General features: G+C 72.4%; 25 protein-coding genes. 12 read left to right on the top strand and 13 right to left on the bottom strand.

The window, feature by feature from the left end:
• Nucleotides 1–32: 32 nt before the first annotated feature.
• Entirely contained in the window at nt 33–2,045 is a 2,013-nt protein-coding gene (locus AC1DW8_RS03810) for an acyltransferase family protein (RefSeq protein ID WP_478091994.1), read from the bottom strand.
• 332 nt (nt 2,046–2,377) lie between these two features.
• Entirely contained in the window at nt 2,378–3,157 is a 780-nt protein-coding gene (locus AC1DW8_RS03805) for an HNH endonuclease family protein (RefSeq protein WP_478091992.1), read from the bottom strand.
• A 124-nt stretch (nt 3,158–3,281) separates the two neighbouring features.
• Here AC1DW8_RS03805 and AC1DW8_RS03800 point away from each other — a divergent pair, with 124 nt between their 5' ends.
• Nucleotides 3,282–4,019 (top strand): metal-dependent hydrolase, encoded by a 738-nt coding sequence (locus AC1DW8_RS03800; protein WP_478091990.1) that lies wholly within the window; start codon nt 3,282–3,284, stop codon nt 4,017–4,019.
• A gap of 60 nt (nt 4,020–4,079) precedes the next feature.
• Here AC1DW8_RS03800 and AC1DW8_RS03795 read toward each other — a convergent pair whose 3' ends face one another.
• Nucleotides 4,080–4,949, bottom strand: coding sequence for a peptidase inhibitor family I36 protein (locus AC1DW8_RS03795; protein ID WP_478091988.1), 870 nt, complete (start codon nt 4,947–4,949; stop codon nt 4,080–4,082).
• Nucleotides 4,950–5,103: 154 nt separating this feature from the next.
• Nucleotides 5,104–6,015: a class I SAM-dependent methyltransferase gene (locus AC1DW8_RS03790; RefSeq protein ID WP_478091986.1), complete on the bottom strand. Its 912-nt coding sequence runs from the start codon at nt 6,013–6,015 to the stop codon at nt 5,104–5,106.
• 48 nt (nt 6,016–6,063) lie between these two features.
• On the opposite strand from AC1DW8_RS03790, the gene AC1DW8_RS03785 reads away from it, so the two are divergent.
• The gene (locus AC1DW8_RS03785) at nt 6,064–6,648 is read left to right on the top strand and encodes a helix-turn-helix domain-containing protein (RefSeq protein WP_056775029.1); all 585 of its coding nucleotides are present in this window, start codon (nt 6,064–6,066) and stop codon (nt 6,646–6,648) included.
• Nucleotides 6,649–6,651: 3 nt separating this feature from the next.
• Here AC1DW8_RS03785 and AC1DW8_RS03780 read toward each other — a convergent pair whose 3' ends face one another.
• Nucleotides 6,652–7,920 (bottom strand): ATP-binding protein, encoded by a 1,269-nt coding sequence (locus AC1DW8_RS03780; protein WP_478091983.1) that lies wholly within the window; start codon nt 7,918–7,920, stop codon nt 6,652–6,654.
• Between the two features lie 234 nt (nt 7,921–8,154).
• Nucleotides 8,155–9,003, bottom strand: a complete 849-nt coding sequence (pdxY, locus tag AC1DW8_RS03775) for a pyridoxal kinase PdxY (RefSeq protein WP_056775383.1) — start codon at nt 9,001–9,003, stop codon at nt 8,155–8,157.
• A 54-nt stretch (nt 9,004–9,057) separates the two neighbouring features.
• Here pdxY and AC1DW8_RS03770 point away from each other — a divergent pair, with 54 nt between their 5' ends.
• The 4 genes from AC1DW8_RS03770 (at nt 9,058) to AC1DW8_RS03755 (ending at nt 11,310) form a co-directional block, all read left to right on the top strand.
• Nucleotides 9,058–9,414, top strand: a complete 357-nt coding sequence (locus AC1DW8_RS03770) for a GntR family transcriptional regulator (RefSeq protein WP_056775036.1) — start codon at nt 9,058–9,060, stop codon at nt 9,412–9,414.
• Complete coding sequence (locus tag AC1DW8_RS03765; protein WP_056775040.1) at nt 9,411–10,370, top strand: DUF1648 domain-containing protein; 960 nt, start codon at nt 9,411–9,413, stop codon at nt 10,368–10,370. The genes AC1DW8_RS03770 and AC1DW8_RS03765 overlap by 4 nt, the downstream gene beginning before the upstream one ends.
• A 17-nt stretch (nt 10,371–10,387) precedes the next feature.
• Complete coding sequence (locus AC1DW8_RS03760) at nt 10,388–10,717, top strand: rhodanese-like domain-containing protein (protein ID WP_056775043.1); 330 nt, start codon at nt 10,388–10,390, stop codon at nt 10,715–10,717.
• 110 nt (nt 10,718–10,827) lie between these two features.
• Nucleotides 10,828–11,310, top strand: coding sequence for a CD225/dispanin family protein (locus tag AC1DW8_RS03755; protein WP_478091979.1), 483 nt, complete (start codon nt 10,828–10,830; stop codon nt 11,308–11,310).
• Nucleotides 11,311–11,314: 4 nt separating this feature from the next.
• Here the strand turns inward: AC1DW8_RS03755 and AC1DW8_RS03750 are convergent, their stop codons facing one another.
• From AC1DW8_RS03750 to AC1DW8_RS03740, 3 genes are all read right to left on the bottom strand, one after another.
• Nucleotides 11,315–12,115, bottom strand: coding sequence for a hypothetical protein (locus tag AC1DW8_RS03750; RefSeq protein ID WP_478091977.1), 801 nt, complete (start codon nt 12,113–12,115; stop codon nt 11,315–11,317).
• Between the two features lie 63 nt (nt 12,116–12,178).
• On the bottom strand, nt 12,179–13,039 hold the full coding sequence (locus AC1DW8_RS03745) for an Fpg/Nei family DNA glycosylase (RefSeq protein ID WP_056775050.1): 861 nt from the start codon (nt 13,037–13,039) through the stop codon (nt 12,179–12,181).
• A gap of 12 nt (nt 13,040–13,051) precedes the next feature.
• Nucleotides 13,052–14,164, bottom strand: a complete 1,113-nt coding sequence (locus AC1DW8_RS03740) for an App1 family protein (RefSeq protein ID WP_478091975.1) — start codon at nt 14,162–14,164, stop codon at nt 13,052–13,054.
• Between the two features lie 146 nt (nt 14,165–14,310).
• Between AC1DW8_RS03740 and AC1DW8_RS03735 the strand changes: the two genes are divergently transcribed.
• The 3 genes from AC1DW8_RS03735 (at nt 14,311) to AC1DW8_RS03725 (ending at nt 18,016) form a co-directional block, all read left to right on the top strand.
• Nucleotides 14,311–14,943, top strand: a complete 633-nt coding sequence (locus AC1DW8_RS03735; protein WP_156415522.1) for an N-acetyltransferase — start codon at nt 14,311–14,313, stop codon at nt 14,941–14,943.
• A 77-nt stretch (nt 14,944–15,020) separates the two neighbouring features.
• Nucleotides 15,021–16,055, top strand: coding sequence for a hypothetical protein (locus AC1DW8_RS03730; protein WP_156415523.1), 1,035 nt, complete (start codon nt 15,021–15,023; stop codon nt 16,053–16,055).
• A gap of 35 nt (nt 16,056–16,090) precedes the next feature.
• Nucleotides 16,091–18,016: a penicillin-binding transpeptidase domain-containing protein gene (locus AC1DW8_RS03725; RefSeq protein ID WP_478091972.1), complete on the top strand. Its 1,926-nt coding sequence runs from the start codon at nt 16,091–16,093 to the stop codon at nt 18,014–18,016.
• A gap of 141 nt (nt 18,017–18,157) precedes the next feature.
• On the opposite strand, the gene AC1DW8_RS03720 is transcribed toward AC1DW8_RS03725, so the two are convergent.
• On the bottom strand, nt 18,158–20,122 hold the full coding sequence (locus AC1DW8_RS03720) for an N-acetylmuramoyl-L-alanine amidase (protein ID WP_478091970.1): 1,965 nt from the start codon (nt 20,120–20,122) through the stop codon (nt 18,158–18,160).
• 234 nt (nt 20,123–20,356) lie between these two features.
• Here AC1DW8_RS03720 and AC1DW8_RS03715 point away from each other — a divergent pair, with 234 nt between their 5' ends.
• Nucleotides 20,357–20,983 (top strand): hypothetical protein, encoded by a 627-nt coding sequence (locus AC1DW8_RS03715; RefSeq protein WP_478091968.1) that lies wholly within the window; start codon nt 20,357–20,359, stop codon nt 20,981–20,983.
• A 130-nt stretch (nt 20,984–21,113) separates the two neighbouring features.
• On the opposite strand, the gene AC1DW8_RS03710 is transcribed toward AC1DW8_RS03715, so the two are convergent.
• Together AC1DW8_RS03710 and mobA are read right to left on the bottom strand one after the other, a co-directional pair.
• Complete coding sequence (locus AC1DW8_RS03710) at nt 21,114–23,171, bottom strand: M4 family metallopeptidase (protein ID WP_478091966.1); 2,058 nt, start codon at nt 23,169–23,171, stop codon at nt 21,114–21,116.
• 246 nt (nt 23,172–23,417) lie between these two features.
• Entirely contained in the window at nt 23,418–24,053 is a 636-nt protein-coding gene (gene mobA, locus AC1DW8_RS03705) for a molybdenum cofactor guanylyltransferase (protein WP_478091964.1), read from the bottom strand.
• A gap of 38 nt (nt 24,054–24,091) precedes the next feature.
• Between mobA and fdhD the strand changes: the two genes are divergently transcribed.
• On the top strand, nt 24,092–24,940 hold the full coding sequence (fdhD, locus tag AC1DW8_RS03700; protein ID WP_056775390.1) for a formate dehydrogenase accessory sulfurtransferase FdhD: 849 nt from the start codon (nt 24,092–24,094) through the stop codon (nt 24,938–24,940).
• 43 nt (nt 24,941–24,983) lie between these two features.
• Nucleotides 24,984–25,322, top strand: a complete 339-nt coding sequence (locus AC1DW8_RS03695; protein WP_478091962.1) for a YciI family protein — start codon at nt 24,984–24,986, stop codon at nt 25,320–25,322.
• A gap of 109 nt (nt 25,323–25,431) precedes the next feature.
• Here the strand turns inward: AC1DW8_RS03695 and AC1DW8_RS03690 are convergent, their stop codons facing one another.
• Nucleotides 25,432–25,782: a VOC family protein gene (locus tag AC1DW8_RS03690; protein ID WP_478091960.1), complete on the bottom strand. Its 351-nt coding sequence runs from the start codon at nt 25,780–25,782 to the stop codon at nt 25,432–25,434.
• Between the last annotated feature and the right edge of the window lie 99 nt (nt 25,783–25,881).

Raw genomic sequence — 25,881 nt, 5'->3', positions numbered from 1 at the left:
AAACCGGCTGGTGGCCGGGGCGTCCCGGCCGGTCAGTCTCCCGACTGCACGAGACAGCCGGGGGCCGGCGCCCCTGCGGCCGGGAAGGCCCGGGCCAGCGCGTCGGCGATGCGCTTGCCGCGCTCGGTGTAGCCCCGCGTCGTGAAGTGGATCCCGTCGTCGACGAACCACGACCGGTGCACCTCGGTGCGCCAGTCGTAGACGCGCATGGTCGGGTAGCGGCTGCACGCGTCGAGCAGGGCCGCGTTCCACTTCTCCATCTCACGGTCGGCGTAGGGCCCCGAGGTGTCGGTGGTGCGCACCGTCAGCCACAGCACCGGGTGGTTGCCGATCGGCCGCATCAGCAGGTCGATCCGGTCGGCGAGCGGCACGACACCCCCGACGTACTGGTTCGCGACCTCGTTGGTGCCCATCGCGAGGACCCAGCACCCGGCATACCCCTGCGTGGTCCGTGACGTCACGGCGCTCTCGGCGTTCGGCTGCCCCCGGAACGTCTCGACGATCGAGCGCGCGCCGAGGATGTCCGGCACGAAGCTCGTGACCCCGACGCGGGCGTACTGGGCGGGCAGCCGCGTCGACGCACGGGGTTGGTATGCCGGGTCGACGAGACCGACGGACGTCGAGTCCCCGATGTGCACGAGGGACGTGCACGACGTCCGCGCCGGAGGGTGCGAGGGCGGCGCGGTCGGTGACGTCGTGGACGTCGGTGAGGTCGGGGACGGCGGCGACGTTGACGCCGCGGGTGGGGACGTCGAGGTCGCGGCGGTCGTCGGCGGCACGGGCGGGTCGCCCGGGTCGAGCGCCCGGTCGTCCGCCCGTCCCCCGCCGACGAGCGCGGCCGCGCTGAGCGAGGTGACGGAGACGAGGGCAAGGGCGATCGTGCCAGCGGCGACGGCCGGCATCGACGGCACGGCGCGCGGCAGGTCGCCGGGTCGCGGCCGTCGCGGGCGGAGGGCGCGCCGGAAGCCGCGCCGTCGGATCGGGTCCTCGACGAGGTTCCACGACAGCGTCGCGAGCAGCAGCGTCAGCCCGAGCTGGAGCGCGCCCCTGAGCCCGTGATGCCCCCGCAGCACGTCCGGGCCGGTCAGGGCGACGACGGGCAGGTGCCAGAGGTAGATCCCGTACGACCGCTCGCCGACCCAGCGCAGGGGCCGGACCCCGAGCAGGCGGCCGAGTCGTGACCGCGGGTGCGACACGACCGCGACGAGGCCGGCCGTGGCGAGGGACAGCAGGAGCAGTCCGCCGCGGTAGAGCGACAGCGAGTACTCGTCCGTGAGCGTCATGAGGGCGAGGACGACGACGAGACAGCCGAGGCCGACGCCGTCGAGAGCCCGACGGTCCTTCCGCTCGGGCAGTGGTGGCAGTGAGCCGCGACGCCAGACGAGGGCCACGGCGGCGCCGACGAGGAGTCCTCCGGCGCGGGCGTCGGTGCCCTCGTAGGCCCGCGTGTTGTCGAAGCCCGGCACGGCGAGGAGCCAGAGGAGCACGAACGACGCGAGGGCGAGTGCGGTCGTCAGCGTCGCCACGCCACGCAGCCGACCCCGCACGACGACGAGGAGTCCGAGCATGAGCACGGGCCAGACGACGTAGAACTGCTCCTCGACCGCGAGGGACCAGAGGTGGTCGAAGGGTCCCGGCCCGCCGAACCGCTGGAAGTAGGACTCGCCGTCCGAGATCGTCTTCCAGTTGCTCACGTAGAGCAGGGCGGCCACGGACTCGGCCAGGCGCTCACCCGCGGCGTCGGGGTGGGTGACGACGGACACGAACGACACGACGACGAGCAGCACGACGACGGCCGGAAGCAGCCGACGGGCCCGGTGCACGTAGAAGCGGCTGAGTCCGACGGTCCGCGTACGTTCCCACCCGGCGACGAGGACGCCCGTGATGAGGAAGCCGCTGAGCGTGAAGAAGACCCCGACCCCGAGCAGCCCTCCGCCAAGGGCCGGCACACCGAGGTGGTAGCCGACGACAGCCGCCACCGCGAGGGCACGCACTCCGTCGAGCCCCGGCACGTAGGCGGTCGGGCGTTCTGTCGGTCTGGGCATCGGGTCCGCCAGAGGTCGCCGGGATGCCGAGGACCCCGGATGCCAGCAGGCTAGGTCGCACCGCCTCGCGGGTGGTCGACGTGCGCGGCGAACGCGGTTCGGGCGATTCCGGGAGAACGGTGCACCGAGGATGTGACGCCTACGAGCCCGACGAAAGGCGCATTTCCGGTCGAATCGACAGGATTCACGGGGATCTTCACCCCCACAGGGCACCCCGCGTCCCGTAGCGTGTCCTACTGGAAGGGCCGGGATTGACTGCCACTCCACCCCTCCCTCACGGCTTGGCAGTCAGGTGGGGTCCGGCCCTTCCACCTCCCAGGCGTCAGCCGGAGTCAGCGCGCTCGCGAGCACCCGGCGAGGACCCGAGCGATCTGCGCCTTCTCCGCCGCGGTGACCCAGAGGCGGTAGCGCGACTTCACGGCGACCTGACGCGCGACGTAGGTGCAGCGGTAGGCCTTGTTCGGAGGCAGCCACGACGCGGCGTCCGCGTCACGCTTGGCGCTGTTCGTCGGGCCGTCGACGGCGAGCAGGTTGAGCGGGTCGTTGGCGAGCGTCCTGCGCTCGGTCGCCGTCAGCTGCTGCGCACCCGTGACCCAGGCATCGCCGAGGGCAACGACGTGGTCGATCTGCACCTTCGCCGACGTGGCGCGTCCCCGGACGAAGGTGATGCTGCGCCCGGTGTAGGGATCCGCGAGCGTGCCTGAGACGACGACACATCCGTGTGTGCCGGGCTTCAACCGTTCGGCGACGAGGTCGCGGCGCAGCACGTCGTTGCGGGTGTCGCAGCCGTTGTGTCCGAGGCTCACGTCGACGTCGTCGCTCCAGGCGGGGCCGTACGCGTCCCGGTCGTAGCCGGTCTTGGGGGCCCGGCCCTTGACCGGGAGGCCGTCGAGCGTCGAGAGCGCCGCGCGCGCTAGCGCGGGTGTCAGGGGCGGGACGGGGGACGGCCCGGAGCTCGCGGTGGCTCCGCCTGCCGCACTGCCGGGCACGACGCGGGTCGGGGCGTGCGGAAAGCCGGCGCCGGGCGACGGCAGCGGAAGGCCGCAGCCGGCCAGCGCCACGCCCGCCGCGACGAGAACAGCCAGGAGCGGGGGCAAGGAGCGAGCAGGCACGATCGGCAACCTTGCCACACAATGGAATTGGGAGGCATACGGCTCGCCGAGACGGCTGGCCCCCGGTGTCGGCGTCACCGCGCCGGCTGGCTAGAGTCTGCCGTCGTGCGATCGGTGACCCGCGGTGCTCGGTAGGACTCATGCCCTGTCCGGGGCGGTGGCCGTGCTCGCCCTGACGCCGTTGCTGCGTGACCACGGCGTCCCCGTCGAGGCCTGGGCGGTCCCGGTCGCAGCCGTGACCGCGGCGGGCGCCGCAGTGCTCCCGGACATCGACCACGCGCACGCGACACCGGCACGCTCCCTCGGGCCGCTGACGGCCGGAATCGCCTGGTGCGTGGGACTGGTCAGTGGCGGGCACCGCAACGGCACCCACTCGCTCGTCGGCCTGGCGGCCTTCACCGCACTCGGGGCCTACCTGACGAACGTCGGCGGCCTGCCCCTCGGTCTGTTCCTGTCGTTCCTCTTCGCCCTCGCGGCGGCGGCCCTGCGCGTCACGATGGTCCGGGCGACGGTGGGCCACACCCTGCTCTGCCTGCTCATGGGCGCGATGCTGACTCGTGGCGCCGTGCTCGACTCCTTCCCCGTCGACGTCGTGCCGTGGGCGGTCGCGGTCGGGGTGGTGGTCCACCTCCTCGGCGACATGGCCACGGTGCAGGGCTGCCCGCTCTTCTGGCCGGTGCACGGACACCGCTACAACTACCTGGCCCTGAGCACCGACCACGCCGTCGAGCGCTACGTCGTCGGGCCGGCTCTCACCGTGGCGGCGGCCTGGCTCGTCGTGACGATGGCCGGCGGTGTGGACGTCATCGGTCCTGCACTCCGGACGACCTGGCGCACCGTCCAGCTCGCCGTCCCCCGCTGAGGCGCCCAGCTGACGCGCCGGCCTCGGGTGTGGCCGAGCGCGTCGGCCACACCCGACGCGTCACTGGCAGCAGGCGTTGTAGCCGCGGTCCATCCAGAACTGGGTGGGCACCGGATTCACGAGCGTCGTGTCGCTGCTGAAGGTCGCCGCGGTCTGGCGCCCGGGGCGCATCTCGACGTGGGTGTGCGTGGCAGGGGCGCCGCGAGCCGCCTCGTCGCCGATCTTCTGGCCCTTCGAGATCGACTGTCCCACCGCGAAGCCCAACGGGTTGAGGTGGAGGTAGACGACGGTCTTGTCGTAGGTGGCGTTGTAGACCGCGAGCGTGGACAGCGCATCCGTCGCGTCGCTGCCCTCGGTCACCCGGGTCACGGTGCCGCCGAGGACGGCGAAGACGTCAGCGCCGGACTGGTAGGCGACGTCGATGCCCTCGTGTCGCCCCGGGGTGTTGAGGTAGCCGTCGAACCACGCCGTCACGCGAGCACCCGCCGAGTGGTAGACGCCGTACTCGAAGGCGTCGTTGGTGGCGACGCCGACGATGTGGCCGGCATTCTCGTTCTTCAGCTCCGGACGCAGGTCCGCCATGACGCCCGGGTCGACCGAGTCGATGGCCCCGGAGTAGCCGCTCCGGTAGAAGACCGTCGCCACGGCGGCCTCCCGGTTCCAGACCGACGCGGCGTTGTTCTTGACGCACTGCCCCTGGCCGTTGCCCGCCGAGACGAAGGTGACGCACCCGGACCCGGTGCCGTAGTCGGACTGGCTGTTCGCGAGGTCGACGAGCGACCCGCCGTTGCCGGAGTTGTAGTAGAGGCAGAACTCGCCCGTCTCGCAGACGCCGTTGCGCGCCGTGGCGGCCTGCGCGGTGGGTGCCGCAGCCACGACGGCCCCGGCGAGCGCGGCCGCGACGGCGGCCGACGCGATCGTCTTCTTCATGGTGTCCCCTGTCGTCGTGGGCCATGGCCCCCGGGCCGTCGGGCGGTCGCCCGACGTTCGTCCCGGATCCGACGCTAGGACAGCCGCTCCCGGCCGGCGCGCCGGAAAGCGGGGAGCACTCCCCATCGGCGTGCCGCCGGCAGACCGGGACCGGTCAGCGGCGCGCGATCGTCACCGTGCGGACGCCGTGCAGGTGCAGGTCGGTGCGGTGGAGCAGACCGTGGAGGCCGTCGTCGTCGAGCAGGGCCTCGAGCGTGCGGTGGTCCTCGGCGTCCAGCCGGTCGGTGAGGCCGTGCGCGAGCCGGTCGAACCAGGCTCGGGCGTAGCGGCCGGCGAGCGGATGGTCCGGCGAGCGCTCGTCGATGACGACGTCGTGCTCGTCGACCACCGTCCAGCCGGCCTCGCGGAGCACCTCGTCCCAGGACGCGCCGATGGAGGGCAGCACCTCGGCGTGCACGGCGGAGAGCACGCCGAGCGCCCGGCCCTCGAAACCGGGACGGCCGAGACCGAGGTCGTCGGGCAGGAAGCGCAGCGGCTCGTCGAACTCGGCCACGGCGACCAGACCCCCGTCGCGGGTGATCCGACGAAGGTCGGAGAGAGCGCGGTTCGGGTCGGCGAGGTGGTGAAGCGACATCGAGGCCCAGGTGAGGTCGATCGGGTCCAGGTCGGGCCATCCGGCATCGAGGTCGGCCACCACGGTGCGGACGCGGTCGCCCACGCCGGCGGCCCGCGCCTTGGCGTCGACGCGAGCCAGGGCGAGCTCGGAGACGTCCAGGGCGACGACCTCGGCGTCGGGCAGCCGTCGGGCCAGTCCGAGCGTGCCGGTGCCGGTGCCGGCACCGAGGTCGACGACCCGGGCGGGCGCGCCCTGCTCGTCGGCCGGCGACGACACCAGGGCCGCGGTGACGCGGTCGAGCGCCGCGTCCCAGTAGGTCCGGAGCACGTCGCCGTCGAGGTCGAGCAGGTCGGCGCCCTCGGCCTCGGACGCCAGGTCGTCGTGGCTGTGGCCGTCATGGTCACCGTGTCCGTGGTGGGCGGGGGCGTCTCCGTGCTGTGCGTGCGACATACGTGTCACGGTAGGACACCGTTGCGCACACGGCATACGATCTTGCCGATGACGCAAGAACTCGACCTCGACGCAGTGATCCGCGCCCGCATCCGCGGCCTCCGCGTCGCCCGCGGGTGGTCCCTCGACGCCCTCGCCGGCCGGTGCGGCCTCAGCCCGTCGACGCTGAGCCGGATCGAGACGGGCCACCGCCGGATCGCCATCGACCAGCTCGGTCCGATCGCCCGCGCGCTCGGCACGACCATCGACGAGCTCGTCGACCTCGCGAGCGACGACGACGTCGTCATCCACCCGCGCCGGGACACGACCCAGGGGCGCACGACGTGGTTGCTGACGCGTGAGGACGAGCCGCACGGTCTGGTCGTGGCCAAGATGCGGATCACGGCCACGCGCCACAGCGGCCGGCTCGGCGTGCACCCGGGTCACGAGTGGTTCACCGTGCTGTCGGGGACGGCTCGGCTGCACCTCGGCGAGCGCGTCGTGCTCGTCGAGGAGGGCCAGTCGGCGCAGTTCTCGACGATGGTCCCGCACGCCATCACCGCCGACGACGAGCCGGTCGAGGTCATCCTCGTGCTCGACCGGGACGGACGGCGCGCGCACCTCGACGTCGCTGCGGGCGAGGCGCCCGCGTAGCCCTCAGGACTGGGTGCGCAGGTACCGCCCGAAGTGGGGCACCGTGAAGGCGATGAGGCCGCGCTCGCCGGAGTAGATGAGGCCCTTCTTGATGAGGGCGTCGCGCGCCGGCGACAGCGACTGCGGCTTGCGCCCCAGCACCTCCGCCACGGCGGACGTCGGCACGGCCTCGCGCTCGGTCACCCCGTCGCGGACGTATGCCGTCTCGTCCGCGATCGCTGCGTCGCTCCCCTCCGCGTCCCCCTCCCCTGCGGGCGGGTTGACGAGGGCCGCGTCGGCCATGGCCCGGAGGTACTCGCGCTCGGCCGGCGTCGCCCGCTCGAAGCGTGAGCCGAAGAAGCCGACGGCGAGCTCGGACTCGGCCTCGGGCACCGCGACCCGGATGTCCTGGGCGGTCACGGGTGAGGAGGGCGCGACATCCCACACGACCTTGCCGTAGGCCTGGATGAAGTACGGGTAGCCGGCCGTCACGGCATACATCTCGTCGAGCGCCTCGGGCGTGAACTCGCACCCTTCCTCGGTGGCCGGGCCGACGAGGGCGCGGTCGGCGGAGTCGCGAGGCAGCCGGTCGATGCGCGAGTAGCGGAAGAGCCTCTCGGAGTAGGACTTCGAGGCCGAGAGCACCGCGGGCAGGTGGGGCAGGCCGGCACCGACGACGATGACGGGCAGGCCCGACTGCGAGATCTCGTGGCACGCCGCGCAGAGCGCCGACACGTCGTCCGGGTCGAGGTCCTGCATCTCGTCGATGAAGACGGCGACGCCCTTGCCGACGTCGGCGGCGAGGCCACCGATGTCGGTGAAGAGCTCGACGAGGTCGATCTCGATGTCGCCCGAGTCGGCGCGGCCGGTGACGGCCGGGACATCGATGCCCGGCTGCCACTTGTCACGCAGCTTCGCGCCCGTCGGGGCGTCACGCAGCGCGAAGGCCTTGATGATGCCGAGCACGTGGTCGACGTCCTCGCTGCGCGGGTGACCGAGCTCGCGCACGGCCTGGTGCGCGGCCGCGGCAAGCGGTCGCCGCAGCCGCTGGTCGGGGCGGGCCTCGAACTTGCCCGTGCCCCAGTCGGCCCGCACGGCCGAGCTGCGCAGGGCGTTGAGCAGGACGGTCTTGCCGACGCCGCGCAGGCCGGTGAGGACGATCGAGCGCTCGGAGCGTCCGCGGGCGATGCGCTCGAGCACGACGTCGAAGGTGCGCAGCTGCTCGTCACGGCCGGCGAGCTCGGGCGGGCGCTGGCCCGCCCCCGGGGCGTACGGGTTCGTGATCGGGTCCACGATCGGAGGCTATACGCATCTCTACCGAAAACCTGAGACATCCCGATCGACCCTGATCGGCGCGTCGTCCGAACGCCGGGGCGGAGCGCGAGGCCGACACCGACTCCATGGATACCGAAGTCATTTGATTCGGATTCCACTGAATTCAGGCATGAAAAAGCGCCGTTCCGCACGGTCAGGGGTGGTCATGCGGAACGGCGCGTTGCGACTATAACGCGCTCTGGGGCGAAACGGTCAACTGATCGAAGAGATTTCAAAAACTTCGTCGGGGTGCGCGATCGCGTCCTGCTCGGCGACGAGGAGCATCTCGTCCGAGCCGCTCGCGTGGGTGCGCTCGAGCACGGCATACATCGTCGCCGCGGTGCGGCGCAGGGCCACTTCCGGGCCGTCCGTCAGGTAGTGCGCGAGGAAGACCGCAGCGGTCACGTCACCACCGCCGCGCACCGTCATCGGCAGCATCGGGGTCGTCACGACCCAGGCGTCGTCGGCGGTGACGCACGCCATCTGGATCGAGCCCTCAGGCGTGTCGGAGGTCAGCGCGCTCGTCACGAGGACGACGCTCGGCCCCTGCGCGACGAGCTCGCGCGCCGCGGCGACGAGGTCGGCCTGCGTCGACACCGGGCGACCGACGAGGAACTCGAGCTCGAACAGGTTGGGCGTGACGATGTCGGCCTTCGGCACGACGTGGTCGCGCATGTACTCGGGGATGCCCTCGCGCACGAAGAAGCCGCGGCCGACGTCGCCCATGACCGGGTCGCAGCAGTAGACCGCGGCGGGGTTGGCCGCCTTGACCCGCGCGACGGCGTCGAGGACGACCTCGCCGACCGCCTCGGCGCCCTGGTAGCCGGAGAGCACCGCGTCGATGGCCGGGAAGGCCCCCCGCTCCTCGACGCCGTCGATGACGGCCGCGACGTCGGCGGGCGCGATGAGCGGGCCTCGCGTCGAGCCGTAGCCGGTGTGGTTGGAGAAGGTGACCGTGAGCACGGGATAGACCTCGTGCCCGAGCCGCTGGAGCGGGAAGACCGCGGCCGAGTTGCCGGCGTGACCGTAGGCGACGTGGGACTGGATCGACAGGATCTTCACGGCCTCCACCCTAGCCGCTTGTCTTGACGATCTATTTCTAGTGATACTAGAACTATGTTGTGGCAGGTGGACCCCACGTCGAGCACGGCGTTGCACGTGCAGGTGGCCGCCTGCGTCCGACGCGAGATGGCCTCCGGACGCCTCGCGAAGGGCGACCGCCTGCCCTCGGCCAAGGAGGTCGCCGGCGTGCTCGACGTCAACCTCCACACGGTGCTCCGCGCCTACCAGTCCCTCCGGGACGAGGGGCTCATCGACCTGCGCCGCGGCCGCGGGGCCGTCGTCAGCACCTCCGACCCCGGAGGTGACGCGCGGCTGCGCACCCTCGTCGCCGAGCTCGTCGCCGAGGCTCGGCTCGTCGGCGCCACCCCGGCCGACCTCACCCGACTCATCGAGAGCGAGTTCCAGCGATGACCACCGACCGCCGCCCGACCCACGCCCTGGTCGCGAGCGCCGTGCTGGCTCCCGTCGTGGCCGCGGTCGGCACCGGGCTGGCGTATGCCGTCCGCGACCTGGTGCCGGACCCCGTGGCCGTCCACTGGGGCCTGGACGGCGAGCCGGACCGCTGGCAGCCCTTCGGGGCGGCCGTCGTCACCGCGGCCGTCATCACGACGGTGATGCCACTGGCCCTCGTCGGCCTCGGCGCGCTCATGCACCGCTCCGCCCGGGGTCCGCTCGCCGCCGTCGCCGGTGGCCTCGCCGTGTTCCTCGGCGGCGTGCTCTTCGGTGGCCTCCTCGCGCAGCGGCCGGGACAGGTCCCGCAGGCGTTCCCGCCGCAGTGGGCCGTCCCGACACTCGTGCTGACCGCCCTCGTCGCCGTCGGGCTCTGGCGCTGGGGACGCACGACGCCACCCGAGGTCACCGGTGCCCGCGCGCCCCTGCCCGCCGACGCGCCTCGGCTCGACGTCACACCGACGACCCGGCTCGCGTGGACGGGGCGGGCGAGCCTGCGCGTGGGCCCGACGGCGGCGCTCGCGGTCGTCGTCGCGCTACCGCTCGTCTGGGTGGCGCTCGCCGGGTTCGCCTGGGTCTGGCTGCTGGCGCTCGCCCTCGGGGCTCTCCTCGCTCTCACTCTCTCGGCGCGCGTCACGGTCGACGCCTCCGGCCTGCGGGTCTCGAGCGCCGGGCTCTCGTGGTCCCGCGTGCCGCTCGAGCGGGTGGCGTCGGCCGGGACGACGACCGTCTCCCCGTTGCGCGAGTTCGGCGGCTGGGGCTGGCGGATCGGCGTCGACGGCCGGCGTGGCTACGTCACCCGCGCCGGCGAGGCCCTCGTCGTGCACCGCGTCGGCGAGCCCGACGTCGTCGTCACGGTCGACGACGCCGACGAGGCCGCCGCCGTGCTCAACACCCTCGCCGCACGCGTGGGATGACGAGGTCCCGTGTCAGGATGGACGGCATGAGCATCCCCACGACGACCGTGTCCGAGCTGCCCGACGACGCCGTCCTCGTCGACGTCCGCGAGGCCGACGAGTGGGCCGCCGGCCACGCCCCCAACGCCATCCACATCCCCCTCGCGGAGCTGCCGGCACGTATCGACGAGCTGCCCGAGACCGACGACACCGTCGCCATCGTCTGCCGGATGGGCGGCCGGTCGGCCCGCGCTGTCCAGTGGCTCGTGCACCAGGGCTACGACGTCGCCAACGTCGAGGGCGGGATGCTCGAGTGGGAGCGGGCCGGCAAGCAGCTCAGCGCGGACGGCGACCCCACCATCATCTGACTCGGGGCGATTCGTCCGGTTCACACCCGCACGCGCCTTCTCCGTGTAACGCTGTCGCTCCTGACGGGTCTCACCAGTGACCGACCCGCCGAGCCAGGAGCACCCGGACCATGGACGACCGTCGACCCGATCCCACGCAGGACACCTGGTCGCAGTGGCTGCCCGACCTCGAGTCGCCGGACGCCACGGCCTCGAGCGCGCCAAGCGCGCCGAGCGAGCCGAGCTCACCGGTGATGCCGCCGCCCGTCCCGCTGCCGCCGCCCGCAGGCCGGGTCGACCCGCTGCCGTATGCCACCACCCCCATCGCCGAGTGGGTGGGCCCCCGCAGCGGCCAGGCCCCGCCACCGCCGACCCGCCTCGGCTGGGCGATCCTGTGCACGATCTGCTGCTTCACGCCCTTCGGGATCGTCGCGATCATCAAGTCCACCCAGGTCAACGCGAAGTGGGCCCTCGGCGACTGGGACGGGGCGCGGGCCGCCTCACGGTCGGTCAAGACGTGGTGCCTGGCCGCCGCCGCGACCTGGCCCGGATCCTTCATGCTCTTCAGCTGCCTGGGCATCGCGAACGGCGGCCACGTCTCGATCCACCTCTGACCCGTCAGGCGACCGGGATCGTCGACGGTGGGGTGCAGACGAGCTCGTCGCCCTGCGGCGCCGCGGAGGCCGCCTCGACGACGCCGCCGCCGACCGCGGACGGTCGGGCCTGCCCGGCACGATCGGAGACCTGGACGCAGAACTGCCACTGCTTGACGGCCGGGTCGACCGGGGTCCGCGGGGCCTCGAAGGAGTCACCCGGCACGTCGAGCGTCGGCGGCGACACGGCATACGCCTTCCCGGTGATGCTGGCACCGGGCGCGATCGTGTGGCCGCCCATGACGGGCGCCGCCGCGAAGCGGACGTTCGGGCCGGGAGCGAAACCCTGCTTGCTGAGGCGGAGGACGCCGGACTCCTCGTAGACCCACGCGTGCTTGGCATCGACGTCCATGGGCAGCGTCGCGCTGCCGAGGTCGGCGGGCACGACGTCGTAGGCGAGGATGGGCTTCGTGCCCGTGTTGGTCAGCGTGTAGTCGACGACGAGGCCGGGACTCGCCGCGATGCCGGCACCCGTCGCGCCCACCTCGGGCCCTCCCGGCGCCATCGTCGCCTCGAGGCGCACGCCGCCGGACGTCGCCGTCTCGGCGCCCGCGCCGGCGTCGACCGTCGAGCCGGCCGTGGCCGACGGACCGTCGCCACCGGCGGGCGTGGCGGCCCCGGGTGACGGCGTCGCCTGCCCGCAGGCACTCGTGACGAGCACGGATCCGAGGGCGAGCGCGACGAACGCTCGACCGGGACGAACCGGGTGGAGGGGACCGCGCAGGACGTGGTGGGTCAACGGCTTCATGACGATGAAGACAACCACGAGACCGGAAGCGTTGCATTCCGGACGAATCCGCGCCGGGCCGTCATGCCTGACGGGACGTGCTCACTTGAGCAGCTTGGACATCCGTCGGTCGGCGAGCGGCTTGCCGCCGGTCTGGCAGGTGGCGCAGTACTGCAGCGACGTGTCGGCGAACGACACCTCGCGGACGACGTCGCCGCACTCCGGGCACAGCTGGCCGGTGCGCGCGTGGACCCGCATGCCCGCGCGCTTGGCGTCCTTGAGCTCCTTCGCCGGCTTGCCCGACGCCGTCGTGACCGCGCTCTTCAGCGTGTCGCGCAGGGCGGCATACAACCGGTCGACCACCTCGGGGGCGAGCGTGCCCGCGATGGCGAACGGGCTGATCTTGGCGACGTGGAGGATCTCGTCGGAGTAGGCGTTGCCGACGCCGGCGATGAACTCCTGGTCGCGCAGCAGTCCCTTGATCTGCGTGCGCCGGCCCTCGAGCATCGAGCGGAACTGCTCGAGCGTGAAGTCGTCGGCCATCGGGTCGGGACCGAGGCGCGCGATGCCGGGCACCTGGGCCGGGTCGGTGACGATGTAGGCCGCGAGCGACTTCTTCGTGCCGGCCTCGGTCAGGTCGAAACCGGAGCCGTCGGACAACCGCACCCGGAGCGCGATCGGTGACTTGCCCGGTCGCAGGACGGTCATCGGCAGCTGGTCGGACCAGCGCAGCCAGCCGGCCCGCGCGAGGTGGAAGACGAGGTGGGTGCCGTCGGCGTCGATGTCGAGGAACTTGCCGTGGCGGTGGACGCCGTCGATGGGTGCGCCCTCGAGCGCCTGCGGTGGCGGGTTGAACGTCTTGAGCACGCTGAACGAGGCGAGCTCGACCTTCGTGACGGCAAGGCCGTCCGTCCGCTCGGCGAGGAAGTCGACGAGCGCCTGCACCTCCGGCAGCTCAGGCATGGCCCCAGTCTGTCACCCGGAGCCGACGGAACGGCCCGGACGCGAGGGCTGCTCGTCGGCAGCGACGACCTCGCCGACCTTGCCGGCGCCCTCGAGGACGCGGAGCATCCCGTGCCCGTCCGCAGCCGAGAAGGTCGGCACGGACCGCGACGCCCAGGGACGGATGGGCGAGTCGATCTTCATCGGGTTGGAGAGCACCTGCTCGGTCGGCGACAGGTGCCGGATGCAGATGGCGTCGACGCGGTCGGGGCGCGCCTCGGCGAAGTCGGCGTAGATCTGGGGGTCGTGCTGGCCGTCGTCGCCGACGAGCAGCCACGTGATCTCGGGGAAGTCGCGGGCGAGGCGGTCGAGGCAGGTGCGCTTGTGCGCCTGTCCGCTGCGGAACCACCCGGTGTTGGTGGGCCCCCAGTCGGTGAGCATGAGCGGACCGAGCGGGAAGCCGTTCTCGACGAGGAAGCGGTTGAGGGTGGCGGCCGCGTTCCAGGCGCCGGTCGACACGTAGACGATGGGCGCGCCCGGGTGCGCCGCGAGGATGCGGCGGTACATCGGCGCCATGCCCGACACCGCGTGACGCGCCTTGCCCCTGCGGACGAAGGTGTTGAACGCCGCGATCATCGGGCGGGGCAGCATCGTCGTGATGACGGTGTCGTCGATGTCGCTGACGATGCCGTGCGTCACGCCGTCGGCGACGATGAAGACGTCGGCCGCGACGGGGTCGGCGCCCTGCACCTCGACGACCACCTGCTGCCAGCCCGGGGCGAGGCCGTGGTCGCGGGCGACGATGTCGACGTGTCCGCCGCGGTCGGACCGGCCGTAGACCTCACGGTCACCGGCGGTGACCTTGACCGGGACGCCCGTCGCGGGCGAGGTGATGAAGGCGCGCCAACCCCGGTCGTAGTGGGCCGGGCTGAGGGCACCGGTCGCGTCCTGCCTGGCCTCCGGACCCTCGACGTCCTCACGGCCCTTGCGCCCGAGGAGGATCCGCGCATAGACACGGACGAAGGAGGACGAGCCGTAGCCCACGTGGGTGATGACCCGGTTGCCCCAGCCGCGGCTGCGGAGCACGCGCTCGACCTGCTCGTGGACGGCGTCCTCCACGATGGCGGCCGCGTGCGGTCGGGACATGGCCACAACCTACCCGGCGGGGGTGTCGGGCGAGCAGAGGGAGCGTGGCGGGCGCGCGGCGGGCGCGCGGCGGGCGCGCGGCGGCCGGGTGCCAACAGGTGGACCCCGGCGGGCGCCGGGTCGACGCGGCGGGTTTGATGGACGCCGTGCACCCCATTGCCGAAGTCCTCAGCAAGGCCGCAGGCGGCGACTTCCCGACCGTCGACGGCGCGTGGCAGCGCGTCGAGCCGTGGCGGCCCGGCGTCGAGGGCGTCGTCGCCTTCACCGGGCACGCCTACCTCGCCGTCGACGACGACGTCTCGGACGGCACCCTGGACTCCTTGAGCCCGGACGGCTTCGGCGGCGCGAGCAACCCGCGCCTCGTCTCGCGCCTGGCCGGCACCGGCTGGATCGACGCCCTCGACCTCATCCTCGTGGCCCGCGGAGCCGGCGGCGAGCCCGCGCTCGTGCCGCGCAGCGACCTGCGCAACCACCCCCGCGCCCAGCACGCGACCTCCGTGCGCAGCGACGTCACGACCTTCGGGTATGCCGCCCCCGACGACCACACGCTCGTGACCCTCTCGACGGGGCTGGGCGGACTGCCCGAGGTGGGCCTCGAGACCGATCCGTCCAAGGACCACGTCGGGACCGACGTCGTCCGCGACGCCCTGACCCTCATCGACGAGGGCGACGTCGTCGTCGCGGCCTGCGCGCCCGGCAACGCCCGCGCCCTGCGCGCGTTCCTCGCGGCCGGCTTCGAGCCGGTGGCGTCCGTGCAGCTCTGGCGCCCCGAGCGCTGACCCCGACCGCTGACCTTTGTGGCACTCGAGCACGCCGACGATTGGCGGATGTCGGTCAGTCATGATCGGATCTGCGCGTGGACACCGGCGTTGGCGTGGGCAGTGAGGCACACCGTCGGCCTGCGCGTGCCCACCTGTGGCCGGTCCTCCCTCTCGCGGCGGCGGCCTGGTGGGTCGGCGGCGCGCTGCCCTGGATCCTCGACGGGCTCGGCGCGCGCTCACCACGAAACTGGCCCTACGACGTCGCCACGGGCTCGGCGACCGACGGCTACATCAGCCTCCTGCCGTTCATCACGGCGCGCCTCGGGCTGCTCCTGACGATCACGCTCGTCGGCGGCGGCCTCGCGGCCCTCGCGACGCTCTGGGTGCGTCCCCGCGCCGGGCGACGGCTCCGGGTGGCCGTGCTCGCCACCCTGGGGGCCCTCACGTCCGGCGCCTACACGATCGCCCAGTCGGCGGGGGCCACCCGCCAGCTCGGCAGCGACTTCGACCGCGACGACCGCGTCATCGTCGGCGTCCTCGCCGTCGCGGTCCTCGGCACCGTCCTCGGTCTCGTGCTCGGGCTTCTCGTCGCCCTCGGCGGCCCGGTGCTGCGAGCCCTGGCCGCCGCCCCGCTCGCCGTGGCTCTCGGCAGCTGGGTCAGCGCCGTCGTCGTCGCCCTGCTCGGCCTCCAGCGGTCGCTGGGCCTGCTGCAGTGGAGCTCCGTCGTCGTGGGCGTGGCCGCGGGTCTCGCCCTGGCCGGCCTGGGTCTGCGCCCGGCCCGACGCCTCGTCGCGTGGCTCGCGGCGCTCGTCCTGCTCTCCGTCTGCGCCGCCGGCCAGACCGCCTTCTCCTACCTCGCGTCCTACCTGCGGCCGCGCTCGGGACTGCCCAACGGGCTGCGCGACCACGTCGAGGCGAGCCGCGACGTCTTCCTCGCCGCTCTGTCGCCCGCCAACCAGGCCTGGGGCGTTCACCTCGTCGCGCTCGTCGTCGGCCTGCTCGGGTCGCTCGTGCTGTGGCGCCGGCCGCGCACGCCGCCCCGCGGCGGCGCACGCCAGGCACCCGGCCAGGCCGCCCGGCACACGCCCGCTCCTGCAGACGATCGTCACGCCGGCGCCACGACCTCATGACACGGCGGCCGCGGCCCGGCACGTACCGTGGAGCCATGCTCAGGGGATCTCGTGCCAGGACTCTCGTCGCCGTGTCGCTCTCGGGGGTGCTCGTCGGCACGCTCGGCGCCGGCTGCTCCCTCTTCGACTCGCCGCCGAAGCCCGACGACACCGCTCGTGCCCTCGCCTCGGGGCTGGCGAGCGGTGACCTCGGCGCGGTCACCTTCAAGAACACGACGCCCGCCAAGGCGACCGCCTTCGTCAAGGCCGCCTACAAGGACCTAGGCACGCTGCGTCCGCAGGTGGCCCTCAGCGAGATGAGCCACACCGAGGGCTCCGACCACGCCACGGCCACGCTCTTCAGCCGCTGGGACGTCTCGACGTCCCCGACCGACTGGACCTACGAGACGCAGGTCGACCTGAGTCTCGTCGACGACCAGTGGCGGGTGTCCTGGACGCCCGGCGTCGTCGCGCCCCAGCTCACCTCCGACGAGACCCTCGACCTCGCCCGCAAGTGGCCTCGGCGGGCCGACATCGTCGACTCCTCGGGCGGCAAGATCATGACCGAGCGCGAGGTCGCCGCCGTCGGCATCGACAAGACGAAGGTGTCGGGCGCCGAGGCGACGGCCGCGGCGAAGAAGCTCGCCGCACTCATCGAGATCGATCCCGCCCGCTTCGCGGCGAAGGTCGAGGCAGCCGGCTCCAAGGCCTTCGTCGAGGGCGTCACCCTGCGAGCCACCGACCCGATCATCGAGGAGCGGGGCGCTGCGATCGAGAAGGTCACGGGTGCGCTCACCGTCCCCGCCCTGCAGGTGCTCGGCCCGAGCCGCACGTGGGCCGCCCCGATCCTCGGCACGGTCGGCGAGGCCACGGCCGAGCAGATCAAGGCCTCGAAGGACGCCCTCGAGGCCGGCGACACCGTCGGCAAGAACGGCCTCGAGTACCGCTACGACGCCCGGCTGCGGGGCACGCCCGGCCTGGCGGTCCACGCCGTCAAGCGCGGCGCCGACGGCAGCACCCTCGACAAGCGCGAGCTCTTCGCCGAGCAGTCGACCGAGGGCGAGCCGTTGACGATCACCCTCGACCCCAAGGCCCAGTCCGCGGCCGAGTCGGCGCTCGCCAAGCAGACGAAGCACCCGACCGCGCTCGTCGCCGTCCGCGTGTCGACCGGTGAGGTGCTCGCCGCGGCCGTCGGGCCTGCCGCTGCCGGCACGACCCTCGCCCTGGCCGGCAAGGAGGCGCCGGGCTCGACGTTCAAGATCGTCAGCTCGCTCGCCAACGTGCGCAAGGGCGCCACGGCCGACGCGTTGCTGCCGTGCACCGAGACGCTCACCGTCAACGGCCGCCGGTTCAGCAACTACACGACCTACCCCAAGGACAAGCTCGGCGACATCCCGATGCGGACCGCCCTCGCCTACTCGTGCAACACGGCCTTCATCAGCCAGCACGAGAAGGTGAGCCAGGACGACCTCGTGTCCGCCGCGCAGTCGCTCGGCATGGGCGAGAAGCTCGACCTGCCCTTCACCGGCTTCCTCGGCTCGGTGCCGACGACCGACGACGTCGTCGAGCACGCGGCGTCGTTCATCGGGCAGGGGCGCGTCGAGGCGTCACCGCTGACGATGGCGATCGTCGTCGCGTCGGTCATGAAGGGCCAGACGGTGCGCCCGCAGCTCGTGGCCGGCGCCCCCGCCCTGCCCAAGCCCACGACGCCCCTCGACCCCACCGAGGCGGGTGTGCTGCGTCAGGAGATGCGTGACGTCGTCACCGAGGGGTCAGGCAAGGTCCTGGGTCCGCTCGGCGTCGAGTACGCCAAGACCGGCACCGCCGAGTTCGGCACGAAGAGCCCGCCCGACACCCACGTGTGGATGGTCGCCGGCCGCGGGGACATCGCGATCGCGGCCTACAACGAGGTCGGGGACAACGGCGTGACGGGCGCCGCGCCCTTCATCGTCAGCTTCCTCAAGGCGTACGACCTCCGCTGAGCCCCCGCCCCCTGACCGTCGAGAGGCCACTTCGTGCCGGTCACGGGCAGTCGAAAGGCCACTTCTCGTGACGAGAAGCGGCCTTTCGACGTCGATGAGGCGACAGATTCTGGCCCCTCGACGGTAGGGTGGTGCCGCTGGCTACTGGGCCGTGACGACGTCCACGTCGGCCGCGCGCACGTAGGCGAAGCGGTGGCCGAGGGAGATCTGGTAGTAGCGGTCCTGACCGACGACGTCGACGTGGTCGTTCGGGGTCCCCAGCGAGAACGTCGAGGCACGGTAGTAGTTCGTCGGCACCGTGAGGTCACCGACGGCATACCGCTGGCCCGCCGCGAAGGAGTACTGCAGCGGCGCGAGCGCCTGGACCGGGATGCCCGCCGGGTAGGCCGACGCCTCGGGGTAGGCCCGCCCGTAGACCGGGGCCTTGGCCAGACCGGCCTTGGGCACGACGTAGGAGCCCTTGACCGGGACGGCCGTCGGGTCGGACGCCGGGTTGAGGAACCAGCCCTTGACGCCGTTGAACCAGATGGCCGTCCAGTCACCGCTGCGCTCGGCCACGGCGAAGGTCAGACCGGTCTGGGCCCGGGCCCCGATGTCGGACACGTTCGTCGTCGACGCCGCGCCGTTGGACTTGCGGCCGATGTCGTTGACGAGCGGCGCCGTCTCGGACGGCTGGGTGTGCAGGTAGACGAAGTTGGTGCCCTGCGCGCGGCAGGCGACGCCCGCCGTCGTGCAGCCGGTCACCGGCTGGATGTTGTCCTCGAAGCCGGGGAGGATCCGCACGAGGTCCTGGGCCGCACCGGACTGGTGGGCCGAGAGCGGCGCCCCGAGGAGCTGGAAGTAGTGCTCCCAGTTCCAGTAGGGGCCCGGGTCCCAGTGCATGCCGGCGACGCCGCCCGGGGTCACACCCGGGATCTGGTCGTGGCCGAAGACGTGCTGCATGTCGAGCGGGATGTCGTACGTCGTGGCGAGGTAGCGCACGAGCCGCGCGGACGAGCGGTACATCGGCTCGCTGAACCACTCGGCGCCCTGGGGCGCGAAGCCCTCGTGCTCGAGGCCGATCGAGTGGCTGTTGACGTACCAGTTGCCCGCGTGCCAACCGACGTCCTGCGGCGTGAGGTGCTGGGCGATGTGGCCGTCGGAGCTGCGCAGGCTGTACTGCCACGACACGTAGGTCGGGTCGCTCACGAGCTTGAGGGTCGTGTCGTAGGTCGCCTCGGTGTCGTGGATGACGATGTTGGTGATCTTCGGCGAGCGCGGACGCTGGGCGAGGTCGTGGTTGCCGTAGTCACCGGCGCCCGGGCCGTACTGCTCGTACGGTGCGGGGACCCACTCGCAGTCGAGCCCGGGCGGGCAGTCGACGGGGCCGCCGTTGGGCTTCTTGAGCAGCCCGAGGCGGTCGACCTGCGCCGTGTCGGCCCTGACGGCCGACGGCAGCAGCGAGACCTCCTTGCCGTCGACGGTGCGGCGCGAGGCGCCGGACGCGATGACGGAGTAGGTGTCGTCGGCGAAGGCCGCCGCGACGTCCTCCTGGGCCGAGCCCGAGGCGTCGGCGACGGCGGCGTACCACTGGCCCGCGTCGGTGGACTGTCCCATGGGCAGCCCGAGGCGCTTCTGCGTGGCGGCGAGCAGGGCCGCACCGCCGCGGATGTTGGCGACCTCGTCGGTGCGCAGTGCGTCCTCGGCGAGGCCGGTCAGCTCCGCGGCGCGGCCGAGCATGTCGGCCACGGGTGCGGCCTCCGGAGCGGACGGCTCCCCGAGGCCCTTCGCGTCGGCGCGGGTGCCGAGGTCCGCGTCGACGAGGTGCATCGGGCCGTAGCCGCCGGACGTGCTGTGCCCGGGGTTGAAGTCCCAGCGGGTCTGGGCGTACGACACCGCCTCGAGGACCGTGCGCGGCACGCCGTACTCCGCCGAGGCCGCGGCGAAGGCCCGCTCCCGGCTGGCGGGGTCGCTGCCCGAGGCCGAGGCCGACGGGTCCGCAGCCTGCGCGGCCGGGCTCGTCAGAGCCAGGCCGGCGGCGACGGCCGCGACGGCGCCGAGCGCTGCGACCGACCGCCGCGCCCTGCGGCTTCCCGGAGTTCGGTGTGGTGTGGAGATGGGTATCACTCGATGTCCCTTTCATGTCCCTGGTGACCGCAGGACGCCGACCGCCGACGTGGGTCCGTCGGTGCCCGCCTCCGTGCGAATGGGTGCGTCCGGCCCCGAGCCCGACACACACCTCTGACACCGAGCATTCCCGCGCACCCCGAGGCCCGCCACTTGAAACCGTCACCCAAGCGTTGTCCCGATTCCACCGCGTCGGGCGTGCATCGTCCGCCGCGAGGGGCCACCATGGACGTCATGGGGCGCGCAGGCCTGTGCGTGGGGATGGCCGTCGCAGCACTCTTCGTCGGGGGCTGCGGGTCAGCCACGCCTGAGGACGGGTCGACGGGTGAGGTGACCTCGTCGGCCTCGGCGCCCACGTCGTCGACGACCTCGGCGCTGCGCTTCGGCGCCGCCGGTGAGGACGCGCTCGGATCGTCGTACGGCCCCACGTTCCCGCTGACGTTGCGGCGCACCGGTGGCATCGCCGGCTTCGACGACCAGATCGTGCTCGAGGCCAACGGTCGGGTCCGCGTCGAGACCCGCTCGGTCCACGGTCGCGTGTGCACGCTCAGCGCCCCGCAGCAGCGCCTGCTCGTCACCCTCCTCGCGACGCTCCGCCTCGGCCCCTCGACGGCCCCGCCGCCGACCGACGGGTCCACCGTGCTCGACCCCGACGCCGTCCCCGAGAGCGACCCGATCACGATCTCGGTCACCGACCACCAGGCCCGCGCCATCGACCTCAGCGACCCGTCGCTCGGCGAGATCTCCGGCCTCGTCGGCATCCTCGTCAGCGACGTCACCCTCACGGCGCCCTCGACGACCCGCTGCACGACGCCGACCACCGCTGCGCCGGGGACGCCGACCACCGCGCCCGCCTCCTGAGCGTCCGCGCGGGCAGGAGCCCCCGCCGCACGCAGGAGGTCGGTATGCCGCGGGGCTGACCCGGCGGCATACCGACCTCTGTGGTGCGTGTCCATCTGGGCAGCTCACGCGGCCCGGAGTGCTCGGTCCGTCAGAAGTTCGTCGCGACGTCGTCGACGACGAAGCTCGTCTGGAGCGAGGAGTCCTCGGTGTCAGCGAACTTCAGCGTGACGTTCGTGCCCTTGTAGGCCGTGAGGTCGATCGTCTTCTGGACGTAGGACGCCTTCGGCGTGGACAGGTTGGAGTAGCTCTGCTTCGTCACGCCGTTGATCTGGACGGTGGCCGTGTCGTAGGCGCTCGTCGTCGTGGTCTCGGCCGTGTCGATGCGGATCCAGTAGGTCAGCGCCGGAGCGGTGGCCGTGGCCGGGATGGCGAAGGTCTGCGACTCGTTCTCCGAGCCGGCCGTGCCGTTGCCGCCGAGCCACAGCTTGTACGAGCCACCGTGGGCCGGACGGCCCGTGTTGTTCGTGATCGGGCCCGTCGTGCCGGTCCATCCGGTCTGGCCGGACTCGAAGCCGCCGTTCGTCAGGGCAGCGCCGCCGCCGCCGCCACCACCGGTGCCGCAGGTCTCGGTGCTGGCCGGAGCCGAGATGGCGCCCATGGCCTTGTCGACCGCGGTGCACTCGGCCGAGCCGACGCCGTAGAGGTCCTTGGCCGCCTTGATGACGCCGGTGCGGGCCGCCGCGTAGTTGCTGCTCGAGGTGAGGTACGTCGACAGCGTGCGGTACCAGATCTTCTCGACCTTGAGGTGGCCGATGCCGGTCACCGTCGAGGCGTTGCAGGTGGGGCTGTTGTAGCTGACACCGTTGATCGTCTTGGCACCCGAACCCTCGGAGGCCAGGTAGTACCAGTGGTTCAGCGGGCCGGACGAGTAGTGCGGGTCGAGGCCGCCGAGGGAGCTGCTCCAGCAGTCCTTCGAGCCGCCGTCCTTGCTCGGCTTGTCCATGTAGCGCAGCGGCGTGCCGTTGCCGTTGATGTTGATCTCTTCGCCGATGAGGTAGTCGGGGGTGTCGCTCGGGTTGTTGGTGTACCACTCGACACCCGTGCCGAAGATGTCCGACGTCGCCTCGTTGAGGCCGCCCGCGTCGCCGGTGTAGGCGAGGCCCGCGGTGTTCTCGGTGACGCCGTGGCTCATCTCGTGGCCGGCGACGTCGAGCTCGACGAGCGGGGCCGCGTTGCCCGCGCCGTCGCCGTAGGTCATCTGCGTGCCGTCCCAGAAGGCGTTGACGTAGTTCTGGCCGTAATGGACGCGGCTGCGGGCGCCGGTGCCGTTGTTCCAGATACCGGCGCGGCCGAGCTGGGTGTTGTAGTAGTCGTACGTCTTGCCGGCGCCGTAGTGCGCGTCGACGGCCGCCGACTGGCGGTTGCTCTGGGCGCCGTTGCCCCAGACGTCGTCGGCGTCGGTGAACGTCGTGCCGTTGCCGCTCGTGGCCTGGTTGAGGTCGGTCGTGTAGTTCCCGTGCGTGTCCTTCATCGTGTACGTCGTGCCGGCGGTCGTGGCCAGCGTGACGGAGCCGACGAAGATGCCGTTGCCGGTGCCCTGCTTGACGTCGTCCCAGCTCGTCAGGGTCTTGCCCGTCGTGGCGTCGACGATCGTGTGCAGGCGGGTCGGGGTCTGGTCGGCCTTGATGCCCTCGGTGATGACCTCGTAGGCGAGCTTGGGGCCGGTGGCCGACTGGAAGACGACGAGCTCACCGGGGGTGGCGGTCTCCTTGTTGGCCTTCGACGCGGCGAGACCAGCCTGGTGCGCCTCGCTCTTGGAGACGCTCGGGGTCATCGTCGCGGGGGTGACGTTCTTGCGGTAGTTCCACGTGACGCTCTTGACGGCACCCGAGGAGTCCTTGTGGCTGACGAAGTCGCCGCCGATGACGCGGAGGCCGTCGAGGGTCCGCTCGTAACGGACGTGCGTCGCGCCGTTGGCGTCCTGGATGACGGACTTGACGGTGAGCTTCTCGCCCGACGCGAGGCCGAGGGCGCTCGCGGACGATGCTGCTCGGGACTGCTCGGTCGCCTTGAGGCTCTGCGACTCGGGGGCGGGCGCCTTGTCGCGTCCTGCACCGGCCGCTGCGCCCGCCGGGATCGCCGGCGAGATGGCGAGGGCGAGGGCGAGCAGCCCTCCGGTCGCCAGCCCAGACTTCAGTCGATTCACTGGTTGCTCCTTGTCGAGATGCGGCTCGAGGGCCGCCTGGAGGGAGTTCCGCTCATCTCACGACATGAGATCGGGCCGGAACGAGCGTGACGTTGGCAGCCGCCCGGAACACGGGTCAACGGGGCTTACCAAGTCTTTGCCAAATGCCTCCGAAGTCCGGAGTAGCACTTGGCCGCAGGGGGATTCGCCGCAGGGTCCGACTTGGGCGATCTCCCAGAGTCGCCCGTCGAGGGCCTCGGCCGGCCTTCAGTCGACGCTCGGACGGTGCTCCGCGCGGCCGCGCGCACGGTCGCGCGCACGCGTCAGGTCGGCCGGTGTGTCGACGTCCAGCGCGACCCCGGAGGGGTCGTCCACCGACTGCGTGCGTATGCCGTCGGCGAGGTCGCGCATGCTCCTGCCGTAGGGGTCCCCGAGCTCGTCGAGACGCCCGTGCAGGGCGGCGACGCGCCAGGCCGAGCAGAGCCAGTTGGTGCGTCCGTCACGGTCGACCGTCACGGCGAGGTCGGCCGACCCGAGCGCCTCGAGGAGCCGGTCGACGTGGGCGGAGGTGACGAAGGGCAGGTCCGCGGCCAGCAGCACGACGGCATACGGCAGCGGGGTGGCACTCGCGGCGGCATCGGCGACGAGGGCCTCGACGGCGGTGGACACGCCGGACACGGGACCGCCGCCGGGGACGTGCTCCCACACGACGCGTACGCCGTCGGGGACGCCCTGGCCCGGGCCGACGACGAGCGCCGGGCGGTCGCCGGCCGCGTCGAGCACGCGCGCGACGAGGGGGCGGCCGCCGACGTCGAGGACGGGTTTGTGCGAGCCCATCCGCCGGGAGGCCCCGCCCGTCAGGACGACGACGACCGGGGGCGCTTCAGGTGGGCGGGGCGGCACCCATCGGAGTCTGGCACGGAGTCTGGCAGGCTGAGGTCATGGGACGGGTCACGGTACGGCGCAAGGTCACGACGATCGACCTCGCGACCCCGTCGTCGACGACGCGCCCCGACACCCTCACGGTCGAGGAGCCGCTCGAGCTGCGGGTCAACGGCTCGCCGCTCACGGTGACGATGCGCACGCCGGGGCACGACATCGAGCTCATCCACGGCTTCCTCATGTCGGAGGGGCTGATCAGGTCCGCCGACGACATCGCCCTGGCGCGCTACTGCGAGGGCGCGGTCGTCTCGGGTGAGAGCGGCTTCGACGAGAACACGTACAACGTCATCGACGTGACGCTGGCGCCGGGCGTGGCAGCGCCGGCCGCCTCGGCCACGCGCGCCTTCTTCACGAACTCGTCGTGCGGCGTCTGCGGCAAGGCCAGCATCGAGCAGCTGCGGGCGCAGTCGGCCTTCGACGTGCGCGCCGACACGACGGAGTTCGCGGCCAAGATCATCGCCGAGCTGCCCGACGCCCTGCGCGTCGAGCAGCGGTCGTTCGACAAGACGGGCGGGCTGCACGCCGCCGGCCTCTTCACCGCCGACGGCGAGCTGCTCGTCGTGCGCGAGGACGTGGGCCGGCACAACGCCGTCGACAAGGTCGTCGGATGGGCCCTGCAGAGCGGACGCGTGCCCGGCGTCGGGTGCGTGCTCGTCGTGTCGGGGCGCGCGTCGTTCGAGCTGACCCAGAAGGCGATCATGGCCGGGATCCCTTGCCTCGCAGCGGTCTCGGCGCCGTCGTCACTGGCGGTGGAGTGCGCCGAGGACGCCGGGATGAGCCTGCTCGGCTTCGTGCGCGGCACCCGCCTCAACGTGTATGCGGGCGCGCACCGGATCACGACCACCTGACCACCCGAGCACCCTGACCACCCGAGCGACTGGAGGCCCACCCGTGGCGATCTTCGCGATCCACTACACCTACCCCGACGACGCGACCGAGATGCTGACGATCCGCCCCGAGCACCGCGAGTGGCTGAGCGGGCTCTCGGGGCTGCTCGTCGCCGGGATGTACCAGGACGGCATCGACGAGGTGAGCGAGGGCGAGCCGACCGATCAGGAGGCCGTCAACGCGGCGCTCATCGTGTGCTCGGGCGAGTCGCTCGAGGCGGTCACCGAGGCGTTCGACGAGGACCCCTACTGGCTCGGCGGCCACATCCTGCGCCGCGTCGTGCGCCGGTGGGACCCGCCGCTCGGCCCGTGGGTCGCCGACCCGACCAACTCACCGGGCTGACACCCCGCACCACTCCCCCGGCAACACACCGTGCAGGTCGCGACACACCGGGATCGGACCCGGGTGTGTTGTGACCTGCTCGGTGTGTTGCGGGGGTGGGGGAGGGGGGTCAGAGCTGTTGGGCCAGGCCGACGACGTGACCCTGCGGGTCGGCGATGAGGGCGAACGCGACGCCCGGGACCGTGACCGGATCCTGCACGACCCGGCCGCCGAGGCGGGTCGCGTCGGCGATGGAGGCGGTCATGTCGTCGACGCCGACGAAGAACGTGACGAGGTCGGCATCGCCCTGCAGCGGGCTGATCGCCGTGTAGAGCGCGCCCGGGACGCCCGTCTCGACGAAGGTGTAGCCGGGGAAGGCGCCCTCGGTGGGATAGGTCCAGCCGAACAGGTCGCCGAAGAAGGAGCGGGTGGCGTCGGGGTCGCTGGAGCGGATCTCGGCGTGGACGATGGGGTGACTCATGATGACCTCCGTGGGCTCACGGTCACCGGCCGGTGACCGCTCACCTCGATGACGAACGAGCGGCCCGGAAATCGACACGCGCCCCGCTCGACCGGCCGG

This window comes from Terrabacter sp. P2_E3 (genome assembly GCF_056403915.1).
The sequence above is the reverse complement of the archived record's forward strand: the minus strand, read 5'-3'. Positions and strand labels throughout refer to the sequence as shown.